The organism is Methanobrevibacter millerae (assembly GCF_900103415.1).
GTDB classification, from domain to species: Archaea; Methanobacteriota; Methanobacteria; order Methanobacteriales; family Methanobacteriaceae; genus Methanocatella; species Methanocatella millerae.
Genome location: NZ_FMXB01000009.1, coordinates 25,994 through 45,495, shown reverse-complemented (window position 1 = coordinate 45,495; position 19,502 = coordinate 25,994). Strand labels below are relative to the sequence as shown.

20 protein-coding genes are annotated in these 19,502 nt (G+C 39.1%); 11 read left to right on the top strand and 9 right to left on the bottom strand.

Translation table 11 applies throughout. The annotated features are described in order from the left end of the window. Window positions 1-4: 4 nt before the first annotated feature. Window positions 5-1,708 (top strand): glycosyltransferase, encoded by a 1,704-nt coding sequence (locus F3G70_RS06385; RefSeq protein WP_149731870.1) that lies wholly within the window; start codon window positions 5-7, stop codon window positions 1,706-1,708. Window positions 1,709-1,736: 28 nt separating this feature from the next. Here the strand turns inward: F3G70_RS06385 and mmp11 are convergent, their stop codons facing one another. From mmp11 to F3G70_RS06350, 8 genes are all read right to left on the bottom strand, one after another. Beyond that, entirely contained in the window at window positions 1,737-2,675 is a 939-nt protein-coding gene (gene mmp11, locus F3G70_RS06380) for a methanogenesis marker protein 11 (RefSeq protein ID WP_149731869.1), read from the bottom strand. Between the two features lie 9 nt (window positions 2,676-2,684). Then, window positions 2,685-3,101 carry a 6,7-dimethyl-8-ribityllumazine synthase gene (gene ribH, locus F3G70_RS06375; RefSeq protein WP_149731868.1) on the bottom strand — a complete coding sequence of 139 codons (417 nt, stop codon included), beginning with the start codon at window positions 3,099-3,101 and terminating at the stop codon, window positions 2,685-2,687. Window positions 3,102-3,266: 165 nt separating this feature from the next. Next, complete coding sequence (locus F3G70_RS06370) at window positions 3,267-5,600, bottom strand: glycosyltransferase family 2 protein (RefSeq protein ID WP_149731867.1); 2,334 nt, start codon at window positions 5,598-5,600, stop codon at window positions 3,267-3,269. Between the two features lie 8 nt (window positions 5,601-5,608). Then, complete coding sequence (locus F3G70_RS06365; protein WP_149731866.1) at window positions 5,609-6,619, bottom strand: isocitrate/isopropylmalate family dehydrogenase; 1,011 nt, start codon at window positions 6,617-6,619, stop codon at window positions 5,609-5,611. Continuing rightward, window positions 6,591-7,073, bottom strand: coding sequence for a 3-isopropylmalate dehydratase small subunit (locus F3G70_RS06360; RefSeq protein ID WP_149731865.1), 483 nt, complete (start codon window positions 7,071-7,073; stop codon window positions 6,591-6,593). Before F3G70_RS06360 ends, F3G70_RS06365 begins: the two co-directional genes overlap by 29 nt. A gap of 2 nt (window positions 7,074-7,075) precedes the next feature. After that, the gene (hacA, locus tag F3G70_RS06355) at window positions 7,076-8,326 is read right to left on the bottom strand and encodes a homoaconitase large subunit (RefSeq protein ID WP_149731864.1); all 1,251 of its coding nucleotides are present in this window, start codon (window positions 8,324-8,326) and stop codon (window positions 7,076-7,078) included. 113 nt (window positions 8,327-8,439) lie between these two features. Continuing rightward, window positions 8,440-8,616, bottom strand: a complete 177-nt coding sequence (locus F3G70_RS12060; RefSeq protein ID WP_188118099.1) for a hypothetical protein — start codon at window positions 8,614-8,616, stop codon at window positions 8,440-8,442. A 31-nt stretch (window positions 8,617-8,647) separates the two neighbouring features. Then, window positions 8,648-8,851, bottom strand: coding sequence for a hypothetical protein (locus F3G70_RS06350; protein WP_149731863.1), 204 nt, complete (start codon window positions 8,849-8,851; stop codon window positions 8,648-8,650). Window positions 8,852-9,011: 160 nt separating this feature from the next. On the opposite strand from F3G70_RS06350, the gene F3G70_RS06345 reads away from it, so the two are divergent. Together F3G70_RS06345 and F3G70_RS06340 are read left to right on the top strand one after the other, a co-directional pair. Next, complete coding sequence (locus tag F3G70_RS06345) at window positions 9,012-10,241, top strand: DUF2264 domain-containing protein (RefSeq protein ID WP_149731862.1); 1,230 nt, start codon at window positions 9,012-9,014, stop codon at window positions 10,239-10,241. 11 nt (window positions 10,242-10,252) lie between these two features. Then, window positions 10,253-11,431, top strand: coding sequence for a DUF2264 domain-containing protein (locus tag F3G70_RS06340; protein ID WP_149731861.1), 1,179 nt, complete (start codon window positions 10,253-10,255; stop codon window positions 11,429-11,431). On the opposite strand, the gene F3G70_RS06335 is transcribed toward F3G70_RS06340, so the two are convergent. Then, a complete protein-coding gene (locus F3G70_RS06335) occupies window positions 11,428-12,654 on the bottom strand; it encodes a nucleotide sugar dehydrogenase (protein WP_149731860.1) in 1,227 nt (408 codons plus the stop codon). The two genes, F3G70_RS06340 and F3G70_RS06335, sit on opposite strands and share 4 nt — an antisense overlap. Before the next feature lie 75 nt (window positions 12,655-12,729). Here F3G70_RS06335 and rfbD point away from each other — a divergent pair, with 75 nt between their 5' ends. From rfbD to rfbB, 8 genes are all read left to right on the top strand, one after another. After that, window positions 12,730-13,569, top strand: a complete 840-nt coding sequence (rfbD, locus tag F3G70_RS06330; protein WP_149731859.1) for a dTDP-4-dehydrorhamnose reductase — start codon at window positions 12,730-12,732, stop codon at window positions 13,567-13,569. Between the two features lie 9 nt (window positions 13,570-13,578). Beyond that, window positions 13,579-14,004, top strand: a complete 426-nt coding sequence (locus F3G70_RS06325) for a ribonuclease domain-containing protein (protein ID WP_149731858.1) — start codon at window positions 13,579-13,581, stop codon at window positions 14,002-14,004. Between the two features lie 3 nt (window positions 14,005-14,007). Further along, a complete protein-coding gene (locus F3G70_RS06320) occupies window positions 14,008-14,244 on the top strand; it encodes a barstar family protein (protein ID WP_149731857.1) in 237 nt (78 codons plus the stop codon). Between the two features lie 91 nt (window positions 14,245-14,335). After that, a complete protein-coding gene (locus tag F3G70_RS06315; protein ID WP_149731856.1) occupies window positions 14,336-15,121 on the top strand; it encodes an ABC transporter permease in 786 nt (261 codons plus the stop codon). Between the two features lie 11 nt (window positions 15,122-15,132). Then, window positions 15,133-16,902 carry an ABC transporter ATP-binding protein gene (locus F3G70_RS06310; protein ID WP_149731855.1) on the top strand — a complete coding sequence of 590 codons (1,770 nt, stop codon included), beginning with the start codon at window positions 15,133-15,135 and terminating at the stop codon, window positions 16,900-16,902. Between the two features lie 138 nt (window positions 16,903-17,040). Further along, on the top strand, window positions 17,041-17,910 hold the full coding sequence (gene rfbA / locus F3G70_RS06305) for a glucose-1-phosphate thymidylyltransferase RfbA (RefSeq protein WP_149731854.1): 870 nt from the start codon (window positions 17,041-17,043) through the stop codon (window positions 17,908-17,910). A 6-nt stretch (window positions 17,911-17,916) separates the two neighbouring features. Continuing rightward, window positions 17,917-18,474 (top strand): dTDP-4-dehydrorhamnose 3,5-epimerase, encoded by a 558-nt coding sequence (gene rfbC, locus F3G70_RS06300; protein ID WP_149731853.1) that lies wholly within the window; start codon window positions 17,917-17,919, stop codon window positions 18,472-18,474. 15 nt (window positions 18,475-18,489) lie between these two features. Beyond that, on the top strand, window positions 18,490-19,497 hold the full coding sequence (rfbB, locus tag F3G70_RS06295; protein ID WP_149731852.1) for a dTDP-glucose 4,6-dehydratase: 1,008 nt from the start codon (window positions 18,490-18,492) through the stop codon (window positions 19,495-19,497). Window positions 19,498-19,502 lie beyond the last annotated feature (5 nt).

Sequence of the window (19,502 nt, the reverse complement as noted above, 5' to 3'; positions counted from 1 at the left end):
ATATTTGTCTTGGTTATTTGTTATCCTTGCATTTCTGTTAGCTAGTGTAAAAACATCAAAGCCTAAATATCAAAAGGTTTCTGTTATTATACCGGCTTTTAATGAAGAAAATACAGTAGCTAAGGTTGTAGAAGTAATTAAAAATGTTTCTTGTGTCGATGAGGTCATTGTAGTTAATGACGGATCGACAGATAATACGGCCGAAGAAGCCAAGAATGCAGGAGCTACTGTCATTACACATGAGGTTAATAAGGGTAAGGGTGAAGCTCTTTATACCGGTTATAAGAATGCCGAATGTGATATTATCGCCTTTATCGATGCGGATATTCATAATTTGACTTCAAAGAAAGTCGAGGCAATGATCAAGCCTATTTTGCTTGGAAAAGCTGAAATTACCAAAACCAAGTTTGCACGTGAAAGCGGCCGTGTAACAGAACTTACCGCAAAACCGCTATTGAACTTCTTTTTCCCGGAAATCTCTTTTGAACAGCCATTAAGCGGTCAATTTGCTGCCAGAAAAGATGTTTTAAAGAAAATCAATTTTGAAAAGGATTATGGTGTTGACGTAGGAATCGTTATTGACGCTGATGTATTGGGAATTTCCATAATGGAAGTCGACATCGGTGCAATCGAACATGACATGTCTCCTTTGGAGGATTTGCACTTAATGGCTAATGAAGTGGTTAGAACTATCATGAACCGTGCCAACAAGTACGGAAGGGTAACGATGATTGACGATATCGGTTATTATATCCGTATGTCAATTGTGGGTCTGTCTCTGGTCATGCTTGGACTCTTTACAATATTTTTCGTAAAGTTCATTCCATTGGCCGTCGGAGTCATAGCAACTGTTGTTGGACTGATAATTGCAGTTTACTATATAATCAAGGTCATTGTTCAGTCCATAATAATGTATAGGAAGACTCCCCGCGGTAATTTAATTAAATCTTTCGTTAAGATTCACTTTCCTTTAATCATTTCACTTCTTATTCTTATTCTGATGATTTCAACATTTTTGGGTGCTGCAAGCTTTCAAAACGGTGTCATTTCAATCGAGCCGAATTCAAGAAACCTGATTATTTTCACTGACAACAGCAGTGATGACACAATTTCCGTGAGAGGACCATACACTGTGGACACCGCAATTGAAAATGAATCTAATGTAATAAGGATGCCAGCAGATGCAATGATGACGCTTGGCATTAAAGTAAATGACACGATTGTTGTAAATGGTGAAAGCTATCTCATAAACAGCACAAGAGATTTCGAGAGAGATATATTAAGACTTCCAATTGAGGTCAAAAATCACTTTGATGTGGATGACGGTCTCATCATTCAGAACAGTAGGCTCATCGGTATCTTTGAAGGCTCAGCTGTTTACCATAATATAGCTAGCGGCAACGTTTCAGCCATTGAAAAGTACATCATTTCCTCATCGAAAGGCGGTTCATGGGGATATGAAATAATTGTCGATAACTCCACAATTACAAGCTCATATGGAATCTTTTTGGAAAATCAAAGCTATTCCGTTGTATGTGACGGCACTTATGTTGGAAGCATTACTTTAAATAACACGACAATTGAAAATCAGAATTTTACATACGGGAATCATCTAATCCAGTTTAGATTCAATAACTTAAACTCATCTTCCATAAAGCAGTTTGACACTGATTACTTCGTTAATATAAATTTCAATGAGATATATTAAAAAATAGATAAATAAGAGAATTTATCCCTTATTTCTCGCCATAGGCTTTTACAGCTTCTTCAACATCATTGTAAAGACCTAAAGCTGCAAGAGCGCCGACCTTACCTTGCTCGCCTGTAACCGCAATCAGGTCAATGTCCAATTCACGGGCAGTTGCCTCTGCAGTTTCAACATCCATCATTCCTGTTTTTGTAGCCATTGCATATTCACGCAATTTTTCAGGAATTTCAAGACCTTCAAGAACGGCTATTGCAGTCTTATCGGATAAGGTGTCTCTTTTTAAAATTTCAATGACTCTGTTGATTAATGCTTCCTTCTTTTCGCTTTCAACGGCGAATGTTAAAGCGATGGAAACACAATTCTGGGTTTTATGTGGGTTGTGTGGATATAACTGGACAATAATGTGGTCAAGGTATTCATAGCCTTCACTGGCCAGTTCAACACCTAAATTATGGGCCATTGTCCATGTTGCACCTGCGTCCTTAACGTCTGTATCATCAACGCCAATGACAACTTTCTCAAGTTTTGGCGTTACTACGGTTGCCCTTCCTTCCTTTGAGCCTCCGCCGGACTTTATAAGTTCAATGTATTTCACGCCTTTACCCATTCCCCTGCACATTCCTGCTCCGACACCGGCGCCTGCAAGGCCTGCATGGGTAACTTTGACTTCATCGCCGACAACCTGAATTTCATCGATTCCGGCAGCATTGAAACTTGCTTGCAAATCAAGAGGAGCAGAGCCGATGTGGCATGAATAAACATGCTTGTTGCCGTCACGGTAAGCGTCATCAATCAATTCTGAATTGTTCTTGTATTGGTGCATTAACCAGTGTGATCCGGAAATGCAAGGGTGATATTCGACGATTTCGACCTTGTCGCCGTCCACCATTGTCAATACCTTTTCATACGGTGCAACCCACGGATCTGAAAACTTTTCCTTTAACTCTTCAGGTTTAAGAATCTGCATAAAATCAACTTAAATTTCTTTTAATCTGTCACACATTTTGATGGCGGCTTCAACAGCGCTTTTTGCGTTTTTGACACGTCTGTGAGCATCCAATCTTGTCATGCCCGGACCAGTAATACCTAAGGCTACCGGAGTATCATATTCGAGTGCTAAATCAGCTATTTTACGTGACGCATGCTGTGCAACGATTTGGTCGTGGTCGGTAGCACCTTCGATAACGGCACCTAAGGTGATAATAGCGTCATATTCGCCTTTTTGCAATAACTTTTTAATGACAAGAGGCATATCGAATACGCCAGGAACTGCTACTACCTTTGTAATTTCACAGTCTCTATTTTTAGCTTCAGCTGTAGCTAATTCCAACATCATTTGTGTAATATCATAGTTAAATTCTGCAACTACTGCAGCAATTTCATATTTTACCATATTTTAATCCTCCATTCATAAAATTATCCTAATACAATAAGCAAGAATCCTGCAACCCCACTTAATACCATAATAAGTATAATGAATAGGGAAATCATTTGCATTCTGTTAAGTTTTCTCATAATAAAAATCTCCTTAAATTATAATTAATATAACATTTTTAAGTTATTTAAATTTTTTTCCAAGTTTTCTTAAATTATGCGTCATCTTCCAGCTGTTGGAATTGAGAATTTCTGAATTTTCCTTTTCCAGATTTTGAATTCTTTGAGTCAATTCATTAATTTGAGCTTCGTAGGCAGCATCCTTTTTGAATTCGGACTCGCAGACCTCAATTAATTCACATATCTTTTGAGTCAATTGATTTGTTCTCTGCCTTGCATATTCGTCCTTATCGATTTTTACCCCTTCAATGCCGGCATTTGTCCTGTCGGATATTATACGATTTAAGACATTGATGTTTTCATCATAATCGTTTAAATGGCTCTTGTATTCAAAATCCAGCTTGCTCATTTCACTGCCTTTTTCGCAAATAGCCCAGATTGCTGAGTTGGAACCCTTATAGTCTGAAAGCTTTGATGGAAGATAAGGGTTTTTAATGAAATGGCCTTTTGTGTAGCTGTCTTCAACAATCAAAACGTCAAATTTGGTTGTAAGGTTTAAAAATTCCAGATAGTCAACGTTTGCATTGAATACTGTCCTTTCCAGAAGTTCCTTTGTTAAGAGCTGTTCAAAGAGCGTTCTGTTTGGGCTGAATATGTGCAGCCTTACCTTATCCTTGTACTCATCGGATAAATTGTCAAACGCATTAATGAAGTCTTCAAATGACCTGTTTGAAAATATTACTCCGAAATAGGCGAAATTAATGTAGCTATTGTCTAATTCATAATCGCTTTTTTTAACATAGTAGTATTTCAGGTCTAAAATAGGATGTGATGAGATGACTGATTTTTCATTGATGATGTCTTCAATATCAAATCTCAACGTATCCGTCATCACTTCTTTTTGACTTTCATTGGTAAATATTATCTCGTTTGCAAAAACAAAGGTCAAATACTCGCAGACACAGTTAATGTCGTCATCAGCGTTAATCAATTCCAGATTTTTTTCACTTAAAATCTCATTCATTCTATTGATATAATCCTCATCCGTTAATTTAGGGCTTAAATGTCTCTCATCAAATGTATAAATTAATGGATCTGAAAATTCGGCTCTCCAATATGTATCTGGGTTTTTTAATTTGTATTCAAGGGCTAAAAAGTGTGAATGAACGAAATTGGCTCTGCTGTATATTTTATCGTATTTGCCAAGAACCTTCATTCCTTCGTTTGAAAAATTTAAAATATTGTCCCAGTCCGTTGAAAAATTCGATTCGATAACATGTTTTTCAACAACAAATTCATGGACATACGTTTCAAGTGTAAAATCCTTTGCCATATCATCGAGATTTGCGCAAATTACATCAACGTTTTTCTTTTCAGACATGATCCTTCGGGCTACAACGTTGCTTGTAGTCGTATTTGTCGGGGAAAATGCATATGATATAATCAATTCCCTTGATTCGTTATTCAATTTAGAAATGTCTTCATTCAGGTATTTATATGGGAAGAAATCAAAATCATAGTCCATAATGTCTTTTAAAACATTCTCATACTCTTCAGGATGCTTTTCAATATACTTGTTAATCTTTACAATCTGGCCGCCGGTAAGGCTTCCGATGAAGCTTTTCATTTCCGGCGTTCTTGCTTTTTTAAGGCCTTCATTAATGTCGTTGATTACCTTCAGGCGGTCTGTAATATTGAAATCATAGGACATGTCCTGTCTAGAAATTGATCCCTGTCTCCACAGCCTGTAGTAGTTGGCATTAAGGTCTTTGTCGACCACATAAAACTCAAAGTCGTTAACTGGGTATAAATTGGCATAATAAGATATGTCCACACCGTTTTTAAGTTCCGGATTGAATGATGATTCCTTAACGTTAACGGTAGGTAGTACCTTGTTCTGGGTAATGACGATAGCATCCTTTATCGTATCGTAGGGATTTTCGATGATTCCTGAATTGTTAATTAACTCCGGCGTCATGTAGGAGTCTCTGAGTTCGCCGGTGTCCTCATCGATATCGTAAAATGACCCGACAACAACCCTGTTTGGCTTAACGTACCTGTAAAGCTCTTCAAGATAATTGTGGCTTATGAAATCGTCATCGTCAATGAAAATTGTATATTCTCTTGAAGCCATTTCTATTCCCTTGTTTCTGGCGTTGGAGGCTCCCTTTTCACTTTCCGTTAATATTATGTTAACGTCGGGATAGTCTTTCTGGTATTGCCTGATGATATCGGGTGTTGAGTCAAGCTCTCCGTTAACGATGAATATGGCTTCAAAAAGATTAAAATCAATGCTTTGATTTACTAAAGAATCCAATAACTTTGAAATAAACTTCTCTCCTTTATACGTTGGGATAATCGCACTAATTCCTTCTTTCAGTTCAGATTCTTTAACCATGTCAATCACTATAATAAACTGATAATTTCTTCTGTCACTTCTTTTGTGGTGGCTTTACCGCCCAGATCTCCGGTTAATACCTTTGCATCAGTCAACAGCTTTAAAATAGCATTATCCACTTTGTCTGCGGCGTCGACTTCACCCAAATACCTAAGCATCATCACAGCAGAAAGCATCATGGCTATAGGATTTGCAATTCCTTTTCCTGCAATGTCCGGAGCTGAACCGTGAACCGGCTCGAACAGCGCTCCGTCATTTCCGATATTTGCTGAAGGTATTAATCCAAGTCCTCCTACAAGACCTGCTCCTTCATCTGAGAGAATATCGCCAAATAAGTTGGTTGTAACGATTACTTCAAAGTTCTGAGGCTGTGTAATGAGATACATTGCGGTGGCGTCAACATAGAAATCTTCCTTTTCGATGTCCGGATAATTTTGGCCGACTTCATAAAAGATTTCCCTGAACAGGCCGTCGCTTTTCTTTAAAACGTTTGCTTTGTGAACTCCCGTAACCTTGGACTTGCCGTTTTCCTCAGCATATTTAAAGGCATAATCGATAATCCTGCTTTCAGCTTCGCGGGTGATTATTCGCTTTGCAACGGCTCCCTCGTCAGTCAGCTTTTCCTGGTCTGCAATATAGAGCCCTTCGGTGTTTTCACGGACAATCATGAAGTCAATGTCGTCACGTATTGAATTCGTATTTGGATATGCCTTGACCGGCCTTAAATTGGCAAACATTTTCATTTCCTGCCTTAACTTGACAATAACGTCTGCGGCGGTCTCTCCGGCAGCTCCAAAGAGGCACGCATCGGCAGCCCTGACGATTTCTATCGTTTCTTCGGGAAGCGCAGTCCCTGTTTTTTCCAGGCACTCGTCACCGGCCTCACCGTAAACATAGTCAAAATCAAGGTTTAAAGCATCCAAAACGGAAATTGTAGCTTCCATTACTTCACGGCCTATTCCATCACCTGGAATAACGGCAATATTATATTTATTCTCTTTTGTTTTTGAGGTATTCAATTAATCCACCCTTTTCAAGTATTTCCAACATAAATGGAGGTAATTTTTTAAAAGTGATTTTTTCACCATTTGCGGAGGTTATGGTTCCATTGTCCATGTCAACTTCGATTTCGTCTCCGTCATCAACCAAATCGCTGATTCCCGGAGCTTCAAGAAGCGGAACTCCCACATTTGTTGCGTTTCTGTAAAATATCCTTGCAAATGATTCAGCTATTACGCAGGCTACGCCGGCACCTTTGATAGCGATAGGGGCATGCTCCCTTGATGAGCCGCAGCCGAAATTCGTTCCGGCTACAATAAAATCTCCCTTTTTGCATTTTTCGCTAAACTTATCATCCAATCCTTCCATGCAGTGCTGGGACAGTCTTTCTTCATCAGTATAAATCAGGTATCTTCCCGGAAGTATAATGTCCGTATCAATGTCGTTTCCAAATTTCCATGCAGTTCCTTTCATATTCATTCCTCCGGTGCAACAATTCTTCCTTCAAGAGCAGAAGCGGCAGCCACTGCAGCTGAAGATAAATAGACTTTACCGTCCGGTGAGCCCTGCCTTCCCTTAAAGTTTCTATTGGAAGTTGATAAACTAACTTCACCAGGTCCGATAATTCCGGTATGTCCTCCAAGGCACGGTCCGCAGCAAGGTGCGCTAACCAGAGCTCCGGCATCAACAAATATCTTTATCAGTCCCTCATCAAGAGCCTTTGAATAGACTTCCCTTGATGCAGGTATTACAAGCATTCTGGTTCCTTTGGCAATTTCCTTTCCTTTAAGTATTTTTGCGGCATCCCTTAAGTCACTGATTCTTCCGTTTGTGCAGGATCCTAAAAATACCTGGTCTATTTCCTGGTCAACTTCGCTTACGGCTTTTACGTTGTCAACGTTATTCGGACAGGCCACCTGAGGCTCCAAATCGCTGACATCAATGTCAATTATGTTTAATGAATCGGCATCCAAATCTGTTTTGAATATTTTGTATGGCTTTTTGGAGCGTTTTTCAACGTATTCTATCGTTTTTTTATCAGGCTCTACCAAACCGGTCTTTCCGCCCATTTCAATGGCCATGTTGCACAGCACCATTCTGTCTGAAACGCTCATCCTTGAAACACTTTCACCTGCAAACTCACATGCCTTATAGGTTGAGCCGTCGGCGCCCATCTGACCAATGATATGTAAAATGACGTCCTTTGCATAAACGTTATCCCTCAGCTCTCCGGTAATTTCAAATCGGTTGGTTTCGGGAACCTTGAACCATAGATTTCCTTCAGCAAAAACCATTGCCATGTCCGTTGAACCTATGCCCGTTGAAAAGGCACCTAATGCACCATGGGTACATGTATGTGAATCGGCTCCCACAATGACTTCGCCCGGAACGACATGTCCCAGTTCCGGAAGTATCTGATGGCACACGCCTACATTAACATCGTAAAAATTCTCAATGCCCTGTTTTTGGACAAATTTTCTCATTATGATATGATTATTAGCTGAATCAATGGAATCGGCCGGCACCTGATGATCAAAGGGTATCACGATTTTTGATGAATCCCAGACTTTGTCTGCCCCAATCTTTTCAAAAGACTCGACCGCAAGAGGTCCGGTTAAATCGTGGGTCATTGCAACATCGATATTTGCAATAATGATGTCACCGGCTTCAACCTTATCGTTACCCGATGCTCTAGCTAATATTTTTTCAGACATTGTACTTGACATAAAATTAAACCTCTCAGTAATGATTAATATTTTGTTTAACATTCTATTTAACTTTTGGAAGAAATGTTATTTTGTGTAGTAAACTTTTGATTGGAGGTTAATTATCAAGTCAACTATTCTTCGGTGGGGAATCTTTTTTCGTAATAGCTGTCAGTGTAATAGAATGGAATTTCCAGTCTCCATTTTCTGTAAGCTTCTTCATCTTTAATTAATTTGGAGTATTCCGGGTGTTTTCTGAAGAAATCATCATAAATCCCAACGTGTTCGCCCCATGTTCTTCCTCCGGCCATCTGATCAGCTATTTGCGTTAATTGATAGTAGTCACTGTCTAAAAAGTTCTGGTATTGAGCTATGAATTTTCTTCTTTTTTTCGTAGTCTGGTAATTTTTTTTCAATATCTTTTGGAACATAATCAACTAATGTTGTTATCTCTTCTGCTATTGTTTGCAGGTATTCTTGGTCGAACCAGGAATCTATTTCCGCATCCATATATTGTCCAATCTCTTTATCAAAATCAAATGGCATGGTTATTTCCTCCTTATATATTATTACTCTCAATTCTTTTTATTAAAGTTCACTAATCAAATTAAAGGGTATTAATTTAAATATGATGTATCAGTGAGGACAATTCTTAGGACTCAGGACAATTTTTATCACACAACGCATAATCATAACTTTATATAACATGTTGGACAAAATATTTTTCATGAGTAAGTTCTTTGGAAGATTAAAAAAAAGTGAAGAAGTTCCCCTCGTGGAAGAAGAACAAGTCCCTATTTGGGAAGACAGGATTTTTTGGGTTGAAACTTTAGAAAAAATAGCTTTCCCAGTTTTAGATAATGTTAGAAAAAATAATTTAAAGAAAAACATGATTTTAGAATCCACTACTGCAGGCGCTGAGAAATATGCTTATCTTGAAGCTTTCGCACGTGTATTCAATGGTATTGCGCCTTGGCTTGAACTGGGTCCTGACGGATCCGAGGAGGGCAGGCTGCGTCAAAGATACATTGACATAACTCTTAAGGCTATTGGAATTGCCGTTAATCCAAAAAGCAACGATTACATTTTTTACAACGAGACCAAACAGTCTTTGGTAGACATTGCATTGTTTGCTCAGGGTTTGCTTCGCTCCAAAACCCAAATCTGGCTCAATTTGTCAATGGATGTTCAGGCTAAAATCATGGATGAACTTAAGAATACAAGAATCATTGCTCCTTATGAAAACCACTGGCTTTTATACACTTCAATGATTGAAGCGACTCTCTTGGAATTCACTGGAGAATGTGACATGGAGCGTTTAAGCTATGCCATCCATAAATTCAGAGATGAATGGTATATCGGAGACGCAATTTACGGAGACGGCCCTGAATTCGCTACAAACTATTACAACAGCATTATTATTCATCCGATGCTAAATGACATATTGATGGTAATGAGAAAATATGGATTGTCAGACGGCGAATTCATGGATGTTCAGCTGATGAGGTCATCAAGGCTTTCCGCCCAGCTGGAAAGAATCATCTCTCCTGAAGGCACTTTCCCGATTATCGGAAAATCAATCGCTTACCGTTGCGGTGTTTTCCATACTTTAGCTCAGGCAGCTCTCTTGAACGTATTGCCTAAAAATATTAATCCGACCCAAGTCAGGTCAGCCCTGACCAAGGTTTTAAGGAACTTGTTTGAAGGCAACCAGAATTTCACAAACGGATGGCTGCTTGTCGGATTGAATGGCCATCAAGGCGATCTTTGTGAAAGGGATATCAATACAGGAAGCCTGTATTTATGCTGTTCAGTATTCCTTCCTTTAGGTCTTGATCCTAATCATCCGTTCTGGTTCGGTGAATCTGAGGAATGGACATCACTTAAGGCATGGCATGGTCATGCAACTCAGCCGGATCAATCAATTGACTTTTAAATTTGATTTTTATGAAAATAAAATCTTTATTCAATAAAGAGTCTAAAACTGATAATCCCAGACAAATTTGGGTTAATGCTTTATCTAAAATCATTGATCCTGTTTTGACCAACGCTGCGGATGAAACCCTTAAAGCGAACATGCCCGTAAACTATGTCAAAGAAGAAAGGGCAAAATTTGCACATTTGGAGGCCGTAGGCCGTACGGTTTGCGGCATTGCGCCTTGGCTTGAATTGGGTCCGGACAACACCGCCGAAGGTAAAATTAGAGCCAAATACATTGATTTGACCACTAAATCATTGGTCAATATCTGCAATCCCGATTCACCCGATTATCTTATTTTCAATGAACCATATCAACCCCTCGTTGACTCAGCCCATCTGGTTGAGGGACTTCTCAGGGCAAGAACCCAGCTATGGGACAATATCGACTCCGACGGCCAGGAATTAATCATAAACGCTTTAAAGGAGACCCGTTCAATCGAGCCATGGAACAACAACTGGATACTCTTCCCATCAATGATTGAAGCCTTTTTGCTTGAAACCACTGGAGAATACGATGAGTTCCGCTTAATGCACGGCGTAAACATTTACATGAACGAATGGTACTGCGGAGACTCATATTACGGAGACGGCCCGAATTTCCATTTGGATTACTATAACAGCTATGTTATCCATCCGATGCTCACTGATATCCTCACCGTTTTAAGAAAGCACAATATTGGAGAGTATACATTCCTTGATGCTCATTTACACAGATTGAGGCATTATGCGGGACATCTTGAAAGACTGATATCTCCTGAAGGAACCTATCCCGTCATCGGAAGGTCAATGCTTTACAGGACTGCAGCATTTCAGGCTTTGGGACAGGCATGCCTTTTCGGTCTGTATAATCCCGACGTAACGCCCGAACAGGTCAGGTGTGCACTGACTGCGGTCATTCAAAATCAGTTTTCAGGAAATGACAATTTCGACAATAATGGATGGCTTCGATTCGGTTTCAACGGCAATCAAAAAAAGGTGGCTGAAGAGTACAGCAACACCGGAAGCATGTATCTGTGTACAACGGGCTTTCTGCCTTTAGGATTGCCAGAAAGTGACAGGTTCTGGTCAGCTCCCGATGCCGAGTGGACTTCACTTAAGGCATGGAGCGGAAAGGACATAGATTCAAATATGTACATTACAGATTAAATTTCATAGAGATTGCCGTAATTGTACAGCTTTATTTCGTCCGGAACATCTTCAATGATGTTTTTGGTATCGAATATTATCGTATTTTCATGTATTGCATCATAATTTAAGTTTTTAAACTCATTATGGTCACACAATATTAAAATAAGGTCTGCATCACCAACAGCCTCTTCAAAACTTACAAAATTCGGATTTTCAAGGTGCGGGTCATGAATTGCAATTTCATAATCCTTTTCCAGATTGGCTATTATTTCATATGCAGGACTTTCCCTGTCATCGCCGGTATTTCCTTTATATGAAACTCCCAAAACGGCAATTTTACCATTTTCAATCATTTTTCTTGTGTAGTCGCATACGAATTCGGGCATTGAGTTATTGGTGTCCCTTGCAAGCTTAATGATTTTTGCGGTTTCAGGCGCCTTTGCGTAAATGAAGTACGGATCGATTGCAAGGCAGTGCCCTCCAACGCCTGGGCCCGGAGAATGCAGGTTAACTCTCGGATGCTTGTTTGCCATTTTAATTACGTCCAGAGCGTTCACTCCAATTTCCGCGCAGATTTTTGCAAGCTCATTGGCAAGGGCAATGTTAACGTCCCTGAAAGTATTTTCCATACATTTTGAGAGTTCTGCGGTTTTCGCTTCGGTCAGCATAAGCTCGCCTTCCACAAACTGCCCGTAGACCTCACACGCCTTAACGGAACATTCTGGAGTCACCCCTCCGATAATGCGGTCATTGTGAATCAGTTCCTCAATGATTTTCCCTGGCAATACCCTTTCAGGGCAGTGGGCAAGATACAAATCCTCTCCAATCGTAAAACCGACATTTTCAAATATAGGCTTTATGGTCTCGTCGGTTGACATCGGAGCTATCGTGGATTCGATTATGACAACGTTTCCCTTTTCCAGGTAGGGGAGTATTGACTGGCATGCGCTTACGACATAGCTTAAATCACAGCTGTAGTTTTCAACAATATAGGGGGTCGGTACGGTGATTATGAATGCATCGGCCTTTTCAGGCTTTAGGGAGGCTTTGTACACTTTCAATTCCAAAGCTTTTTTGATTATATCAGATATTCCAGGCTCTTCAATGTGAATGATTCCGTTATTTAAGTTTTCAATAATCTTTTCGTTCACATCAACCCCAACAACTTCGCAGTGGTTTCTTGCAAATAATGCTGCTGTTGGAAGTCCGATATAGCCTTGTCCAATAATACACACTTTCATAATTAAAACCCCATTTAATTTTAAATATTAATATTGATATATTTAATTTATATAAATAAATGTTTGGGGTTTATCATGAAGATTTTAATAACAGGCTCTAATGGAATGTTGGGAAACGATTTGATTGATGTGTTAAAGGATAAGCATGAATTGATACTGACCACTTCATCTTCATTAGATATAACGGATAAAGAGCACACTATTGATTTCATTAAGGAAAATAAGCCGGATATCGTAATCAACTCCGCTGCATATACAAATGTCGACGGCTGTGAGGAAAACACCGATCTGGCATATAGCGTCAACGGTGACGGTCCTAGAAACTTGGCTCTCGGATGCAGGGAAGTTGACTGTCCTCTGGTTCATGTAAGTACTGATTACGTATTCAACGGCAAAAATACGAGGCCTTGGGTTGAAGATGATGAAATCGGACCAATCAGCGTCTATGGAAAAAGCAAGCTTCAGGGCGAAATTGCCATTCAGGAAATCCTCGACAAGTTCTTTATAGTAAGAACCGCATGGCTTTATGGCGTAAACGGAGGTAATTTCCCGAAAACGATGCTTGAACTTGCTAAAAGCCATCCTGTAATAACCGTGGTTACCGATGAGGTGGGATGTCCTACATACACTCTCGATCTGGCAGGGGCAATCTCTGAATTAATTGAAACGGATTATTATGGAATCTATCACATAACAAACTCCGACAGCTGCTCATGGTTTGATTTTGCAAAATACATTTTCGAAGTTGCCGGAGTCGACGTTGAGGTGGCGCCTGTAACGGCGGCCGAGTTTGCAAGGCCTGCACCTAGACCTTCATATTCAGTTCTTGAAAACAGAAAATGGATTGAAAACGGATTTGAACCTTTAAGAAGTTATAAGGAAGCCATTAAGGATTACATTGAAATTATCAAATAAGGTGGTTAAATGGATAGGCGAATGTTAATAATTGTTTTGGCAGTTATGGCATTGTTTTTCGGCCTTTTTCTAACGGGAACTTTCGCCCAAAAGGACGTGAAGGTTGTAGAGGACGGCCAGTACTGTACGGTTGATGAGGTATCAGCCTACATCAAGGAATTTCATAAGCTTCCAAGCAATTTCATAACGAAAAAGGAAGCCCAATCGTTGGGATGGAACGGAGGGCCGCTTAAGAAGTACGCTCCCGGAAAAAGTATTGGCGGTGACGTATTTACCAATCGTGAAGGAGTCCTTCCAAAAACGTCTGCAAAATACATAGAATGTGACATCAACGCAAACGGCACTTCCAGAGGTCCTGAAAGAATAGTGTACAATACCCAGACCTTCCAGGTCTATTACACTTCAGACCATTATAAGACATTTAAAGAGGTTTAAAAATTGAAAATCTATGAACTTGACGGCAAACTGATAGCCAGCGATGGCCATAAGTATCTGAAGGAGGCTTTGGATTTCCCCGATTATTACGGCGAAAATCTGGATGCCCTTTATGACTGTCTAACAGAATTCAATGGTGAGATTCACTTTAGCAATGCAACCTGCGTAAAGGACTGCATTTTAGATACTTTTGACGATGCCAGAAATGAAAATAAAAATTTGATTATTAAATTCGAATAGATTAAAGTAATGTTTTTATATTTCTTATTTAAGAAATTATATATATTGATTATTTTTTTGATAAAAAACAAATCGGTGAGTTAGATATTTAATGATTAAAGATAATGAGCATATTACAAACTTCAGTAAGTATTCTTTTTTACTTACTGAATTAATTAAAAGGGATATAAGCGGAAAATACAAAGATTCCACTTTAGGGCTGTTTTGGAGCTTTTTAAATCCTTTACTGTCTATGATTGTGTTGACCATGGTGTTTTCACAATTCTTCGGAGGATCCATTCCAAATTTCCCAGTTTATCTGTTGAGCGGTAAACTGGTTTTTGATTTATTCGCTAATGCAACGACCGGGGCAATGGATTCAATTAAAGGAAATTCAGAGATTATCAAAAAGATTTACGTTCCGAAATACATGTTCGCAGTTGGAATAGTCTGTTCCGAGTTCATTAATTTTTTAATATCACTTATCGTGCTCATTGCAGTGATGCTTGTAACTGGAGCGCCATTTTTCTGGTCATTGTTATACTCTCCAATCCCACTGTTCTTCCTTTTAGTATTGACAATGGGAGTTGGTCTGATTTTAGCCACGGCTACAACCTTCTTTACGGACATTAAATACTTATATGGAGTTTTAACCATGCTATTATCATTCATGACTCCATTGTTTTATCCTATTGAAATGATTCCCGAACAATATTTGTTTTTATTCAAAATAAATCCTTTGTATGCTGCCGTTAAATGTTTTAGAGATATTGTTTTAGCTGGTACTTTTCCTGAAATGAAATTTTTCCTTTATCTGGTTGTCGCATCCATTGTAGCACTGGCTATTGGAATTTATGTATTCAATAAGTATCAGGATGAATTTATATTGAATATCTAGGAGATGAAAAGATGACAATACAGTTAAGATATCCGAAAAAAGTTACCCAAAAGGAAGACAGTAAGAAATCCGTTTGGAAAGACTTGGATAACATCATGCTTGATGACTGGGATGACGTTGCATCTACTTGCGTATCTCCGGGACAGGAGCCGGCAGAAATATTAATCAGTGACTTTAATTTTAATATTCCCGACGACGCTAGAGTTTCCGAGGTCGTCGTTGAACATGATTTTCACAAGGAATCCTCTCAGAAGCCTATTGAAATCGAGCCTCCATTAATTACGCTCATGATTGGAGATGAGGAATTTGAGATGCATTCATTCATTAATGCGGACATTTATCCGGCCGACCGCAGCGTAGTAATACCTCTTGAGGACATTGAAGGAAAGGACGTAAAGGGAGATAACTTCAAAATAAAATTTGACTTCCCTGAAAACCTGAATAATGATGCTGGACTTTTGTTCTTTGATTTTGTCCGTATAAGGCTTGTTTTTGACATTAAAAGATACATATTGTCTTCCGGTGAAACCAATACATATTTCCCAACTGAAGAGGAACCTATTCAATTGGCCGTTGGAGACGAATTCAGATATTCCCTTTACTTCAGGAACGTCAACGGTGTTTCAACCGAACGCCAGGAAGTGAAGGTCAATATTCCCGAAGGCTTTGAAATTGTTAGATATTACTTTAAAGCTTCTAAAATCAACAAATTAACTGACGATGACATTGATGAGGAGCTCTATGAAGACGAGTTCGATGAGGAAACATTGATATGGCATCCTTCCGTTAGAGGAAAAGGTTCAGCAGCCATCAGATTAGTCCTTAAATGCGTAAGCGAAGGTACCTGGACATTGTCCGGATACAATGAAAACTTCGGAGTCACCCGTAATTTCTATGTTGAGGTTCATGACAAGGACTTTGAAAGCCCTCCAAACCTATTTGACGAAACCACCAATGTATGGGGTTCAGAATTGGGAGATAATGAGGAATATCAGCTGATGAGTCAGGATGTTGTAATTGACGTCAGCCACGTATCAATGGAATTCAAAAAGCCTCAAGAAAAGGTGGATAACCTTAAGGAATACTGTATCAAATGGGTTAAAAGAGAATTGAAACCTAAAAACAAATTCAGGGCTCTCGATGATGTTTCATTTTCCGTAAATAAAGGTGAAAGGGTCGGCATTATAGGTTTCAACGGCGCGGGAAAAAGTACGATATTGAAGATTTTATCCGGTGTTTTAAAACCTACCAAAGGTGAAATACAAACTTACGGTACCGTTGCACCATTGCTTGAACTTGGAGCAGGTTTCGACCACAATTACAGTGGAAGGGAAAACGTATTTTTAAACGGAGCCATTCTGGGCTATTCAAGGGAATTTCTGGAAAGCAAATACGATGAGATACTTGAATTCTCAGAGCTTGGAGACTTCATTGAAATCCCTATTAAGAATTACTCCTCAGGTATGGTTGCAAAGCTAGGATTTTCAGTTGCAACGATAGTCGAACCTGACGTACTGATTCTGGATGAGGTATTGTCCGTTGGAGACGTAAAATTCCAGAAAAAAAGTGGTGACAAGCTCAAGTCAATGATGGGATCAGGCGTAACCGTATTGCTCGTATCCCACGCAACAGATAATATACGTGAATTGTGTACCCGTGCGATATGGCTGGACGAAGGTAAGGTAGTCATGGACGGAGACGTTGACTATGTCTGTGATGCTTACATTGAAGCCGCTAAAAAGGCATCAGAAGAGCAATTGAGCGGTTTGGAACTTCAATAATTCCTATTTTTCAAACTTTTTTTATTTCTTAAATTAATCATTTTTTTAAATTTCATAGATTTTTTTTAAGTTAATAGTTATTTTAATTAATTATAACTAACAAAAAATTATTCATAAGAAATTTATATGTGATTAATTATGAAAGGTATAGTACTTGCTGGTGGTTCTGGAACTCGTTTGTATCCTATTACTAAGGCGGTTTCTAAGCAGTTGTTGCCGTTATATGATAAGCCTATGATTTATTATCCTATTTCTGTATTGATGCTTGCGGGAATTAAGGAGATTTTGATTATTTCCACTCCTAGGGATTTGCCTATGTATAAAGATCTCTTGGGTGACGGCTCTTCTTTGGGCATTAAGTTTGAGTATGCCGTTCAGGAACATCCTAACGGTCTTGCGGAAGCTTTTATTGTTGGTGAAGACTTTATCGGTGATGATAACGTTGCATTGATTTTAGGAGACAATATTTTCCATGGACATCGGTTTACGGAAATTTTGGAAAGGGCTACAGGCCTGGAAGAGGGAGCAGTAATTTTCGGATATTACACTAAAAACCCTGAGGCTTTTGGTGTTGTTGAGTTTGATGATGAATGGAATGTTTTATCTGTTGAAGAAAAGCCGGAGCATCCTAAATCCAATTATATCGTACCGGGATTGTATTTCTATGACAATGATGTAATTGAAATAGCTAAAAACGTAGAGCCTTCCGATAGGGGTGAAGTTGAAATCACTTCCGTTAACGAAGAGTATTTAAATCGTGGAAAGCTTAAAGTAGAGCTATTGGGTCGTGGAATGGCATGGCTTGATACAGGAACTCATGCGGGGCTTCTGGAAGCAGCCAACTTCATTGAAACAGTTCAAAAAAGGCAAAGCCTATACATCGCATGTTTAGAGGAAATCGCATATAATAAAGGTTATATTGATGATGAACAGCTTTTAAAGACTGCTGAAGAGCTTAAAAAGACTGATTATGGTCAATATTTATTCAATTTGGTTAAGGAGGATTAGATATTTATGGGTCAATTTAAATTCACAGAAACTCCTATTGAAGGCATGTTTTTAGTAGAACCTGCCGTTTTTGGTGACAACAGGGGTTTTTTCATGGAAACTTATAATGAAAACGATTTCAAACAAGCCGGTTATGATTTGACTTTTGTTCAGGACAATCAGTCAATGTCAACAAAAGGGGTACTTAGAGGTTTGCATTTGCAGCTGAAGTATCCTCAAGGCAAACTTGTCCGTGTGATTAGGGGAGAAGTCTTTGATGTTGGCGTTGATTTAAGAGCGGATTCTCCTACATATGGTGAATGGTTTGGAGCAGTTTTATCTGAAGAAAACAAAAAACAGCTCTTTATTCCTCCTTGCTTTGCTCACGGTTTTGTCGTATTATCCGATGAGGCTGAGTTCGTTTATAAATGCACAGAATTTTATCACGGCGAAGATGAAGGCGGAGTCATCTGGAACGATCCCGACATTGGAATAGAATGGCCAATCGATGACATTGACGAATTGATATTTTCCGATAAGGATAAAGAATGGCCAACTCTAGCCGAATCACAAATTAAATACTAAAAGGTGGAGAAAATAATGAGCAAGATTTTAGTTACTGGTGGAGCAGGCTTCATAGGAAGCAATTTCGTCAAATACATGCTGGACAAGTATTCCGATTATGAAATTATCAACTTGGATGCTTTAACTTATTGCGGAAACCTTGAAAACCTGAAAGACATCGAAGACATGGATAATTATACTTTCATTAAGGGAGATATTCGTGACAAAGAATTGGTTGACGATATCGTCTCAAAAGTGGATTATGTCATTAACTTTGCTGCTGAAAGCCATGTCGACAGAAGCATAACTGATCCGGAAATCTTTATTAAGTCCAATGTTTTGGGAACTCAGGTATTGTTAAATGCAGCCAAGGAGTTTGGAGTTGAAAAATATATTCAGATTTCAACCGATGAGGTTTACGGCACTTTAGGAGAAACTGGTTATTTCTCAGAAACCACTCCACTACAGCCTAACAGTCCTTATTCAGCTTCCAAAGCCGGAGGAGACTTAATTACTAGGGCTTACTTTGAGACTTTTGATTTGCCGGTTAACATCACGAGATGTTCCAACAATTACGGTCCTTATCAGTTTCCGGAAAAATTAATACCTTTAATGATTTCCAATGCCCTGGAAGATAAGAAATTGCCGATTTACGGTGACGGTAAAAACATCCGTGACTGGCTTCACGTATACGATCACTGCCAGGCAATTGATTTGGTATTGCATGAAGGAAAGCTCGGTGAAGTATACAACATCGGCGGTCACAACGAAAGGCAAAACATTCAAATCGTCAAATTAATTCTAGAGGCTTTGGGAAAGGACGAGTCATTAATAGAGTTTGTCGCAGACAGATTAGGTCACGACAGACGTTACGCAATTGACGCTGATAAAATACGAAATGAACTTGGCTGGGAGCCTAAATATACTTTCGAAACGGGTATCAAGGAAACCATTCAGTGGTATCTTGACAATCAGGACTGGATGGATCAGGTAAAAAGCGGAGAATACCAGCAATACTACGAAAAGATGTATTCCAATAGGTGAAAAGA

What these genes read in the sequence shown, in the direction of transcription:
- mmp11 (WP_149731869.1), bottom strand. Translation starts at nt 2,675, where the DNA reads ATGCAGATTCTTAAACCTGAAGAGTTAAAGGAAAAGTTTTCAGATCCG.
- ribH (WP_149731868.1), bottom strand. Translation starts at nt 3,101, where the DNA reads ATGGTAAAATATGAAATTGCTGCAGTAGTTGCAGAATTTAACTATGAT.
- F3G70_RS06370 (WP_149731867.1), bottom strand. Translation starts at nt 5,600, where the DNA reads ATGGTTAAAGAATCTGAACTGAAAGAAGGAATTAGTGCGATTATCCCA.
- F3G70_RS06360 (WP_149731865.1), bottom strand. Translation starts at nt 7,073, where the DNA reads ATGAAAGGAACTGCATGGAAATTTGGAAACGACATTGATACGGACATT.
- hacA (WP_149731864.1), bottom strand. Translation starts at nt 8,326, where the DNA reads ATGTCAAGTACAATGTCTGAAAAAATATTAGCTAGAGCATCGGGTAAC.
- F3G70_RS12060 (WP_188118099.1), bottom strand. Translation starts at nt 8,616, where the DNA reads ATGGCCGGAGGAAGAACATGGGGCGAACACGTTGGGATTTATGATGAT.
- F3G70_RS06350 (WP_149731863.1), bottom strand. Translation starts at nt 8,851, where the DNA reads ATGCCATTTGATTTTGATAAAGAGATTGGACAATATATGGATGCGGAA.
- F3G70_RS06345 (WP_149731862.1), top strand. Translation starts at nt 9,012, where the DNA reads ATGTTGGACAAAATATTTTTCATGAGTAAGTTCTTTGGAAGATTAAAA.
- F3G70_RS06340 (WP_149731861.1), top strand. Translation starts at nt 10,253, where the DNA reads ATGAAAATAAAATCTTTATTCAATAAAGAGTCTAAAACTGATAATCCC.
- F3G70_RS06335 (WP_149731860.1), bottom strand. Translation starts at nt 12,654, where the DNA reads ATGAAAGTGTGTATTATTGGACAAGGCTATATCGGACTTCCAACAGCA.
- rfbD (WP_149731859.1), top strand. Translation starts at nt 12,730, where the DNA reads ATGAAGATTTTAATAACAGGCTCTAATGGAATGTTGGGAAACGATTTG.
- F3G70_RS06325 (WP_149731858.1), top strand. Translation starts at nt 13,579, where the DNA reads ATGGATAGGCGAATGTTAATAATTGTTTTGGCAGTTATGGCATTGTTT.
- F3G70_RS06315 (WP_149731856.1), top strand. Translation starts at nt 14,336, where the DNA reads ATGATTAAAGATAATGAGCATATTACAAACTTCAGTAAGTATTCTTTT.
- F3G70_RS06310 (WP_149731855.1), top strand. Translation starts at nt 15,133, where the DNA reads ATGACAATACAGTTAAGATATCCGAAAAAAGTTACCCAAAAGGAAGAC.
- rfbA (WP_149731854.1), top strand. Translation starts at nt 17,041, where the DNA reads ATGAAAGGTATAGTACTTGCTGGTGGTTCTGGAACTCGTTTGTATCCT.
- rfbC (WP_149731853.1), top strand. Translation starts at nt 17,917, where the DNA reads ATGGGTCAATTTAAATTCACAGAAACTCCTATTGAAGGCATGTTTTTA.
- rfbB (WP_149731852.1), top strand. Translation starts at nt 18,490, where the DNA reads ATGAGCAAGATTTTAGTTACTGGTGGAGCAGGCTTCATAGGAAGCAAT.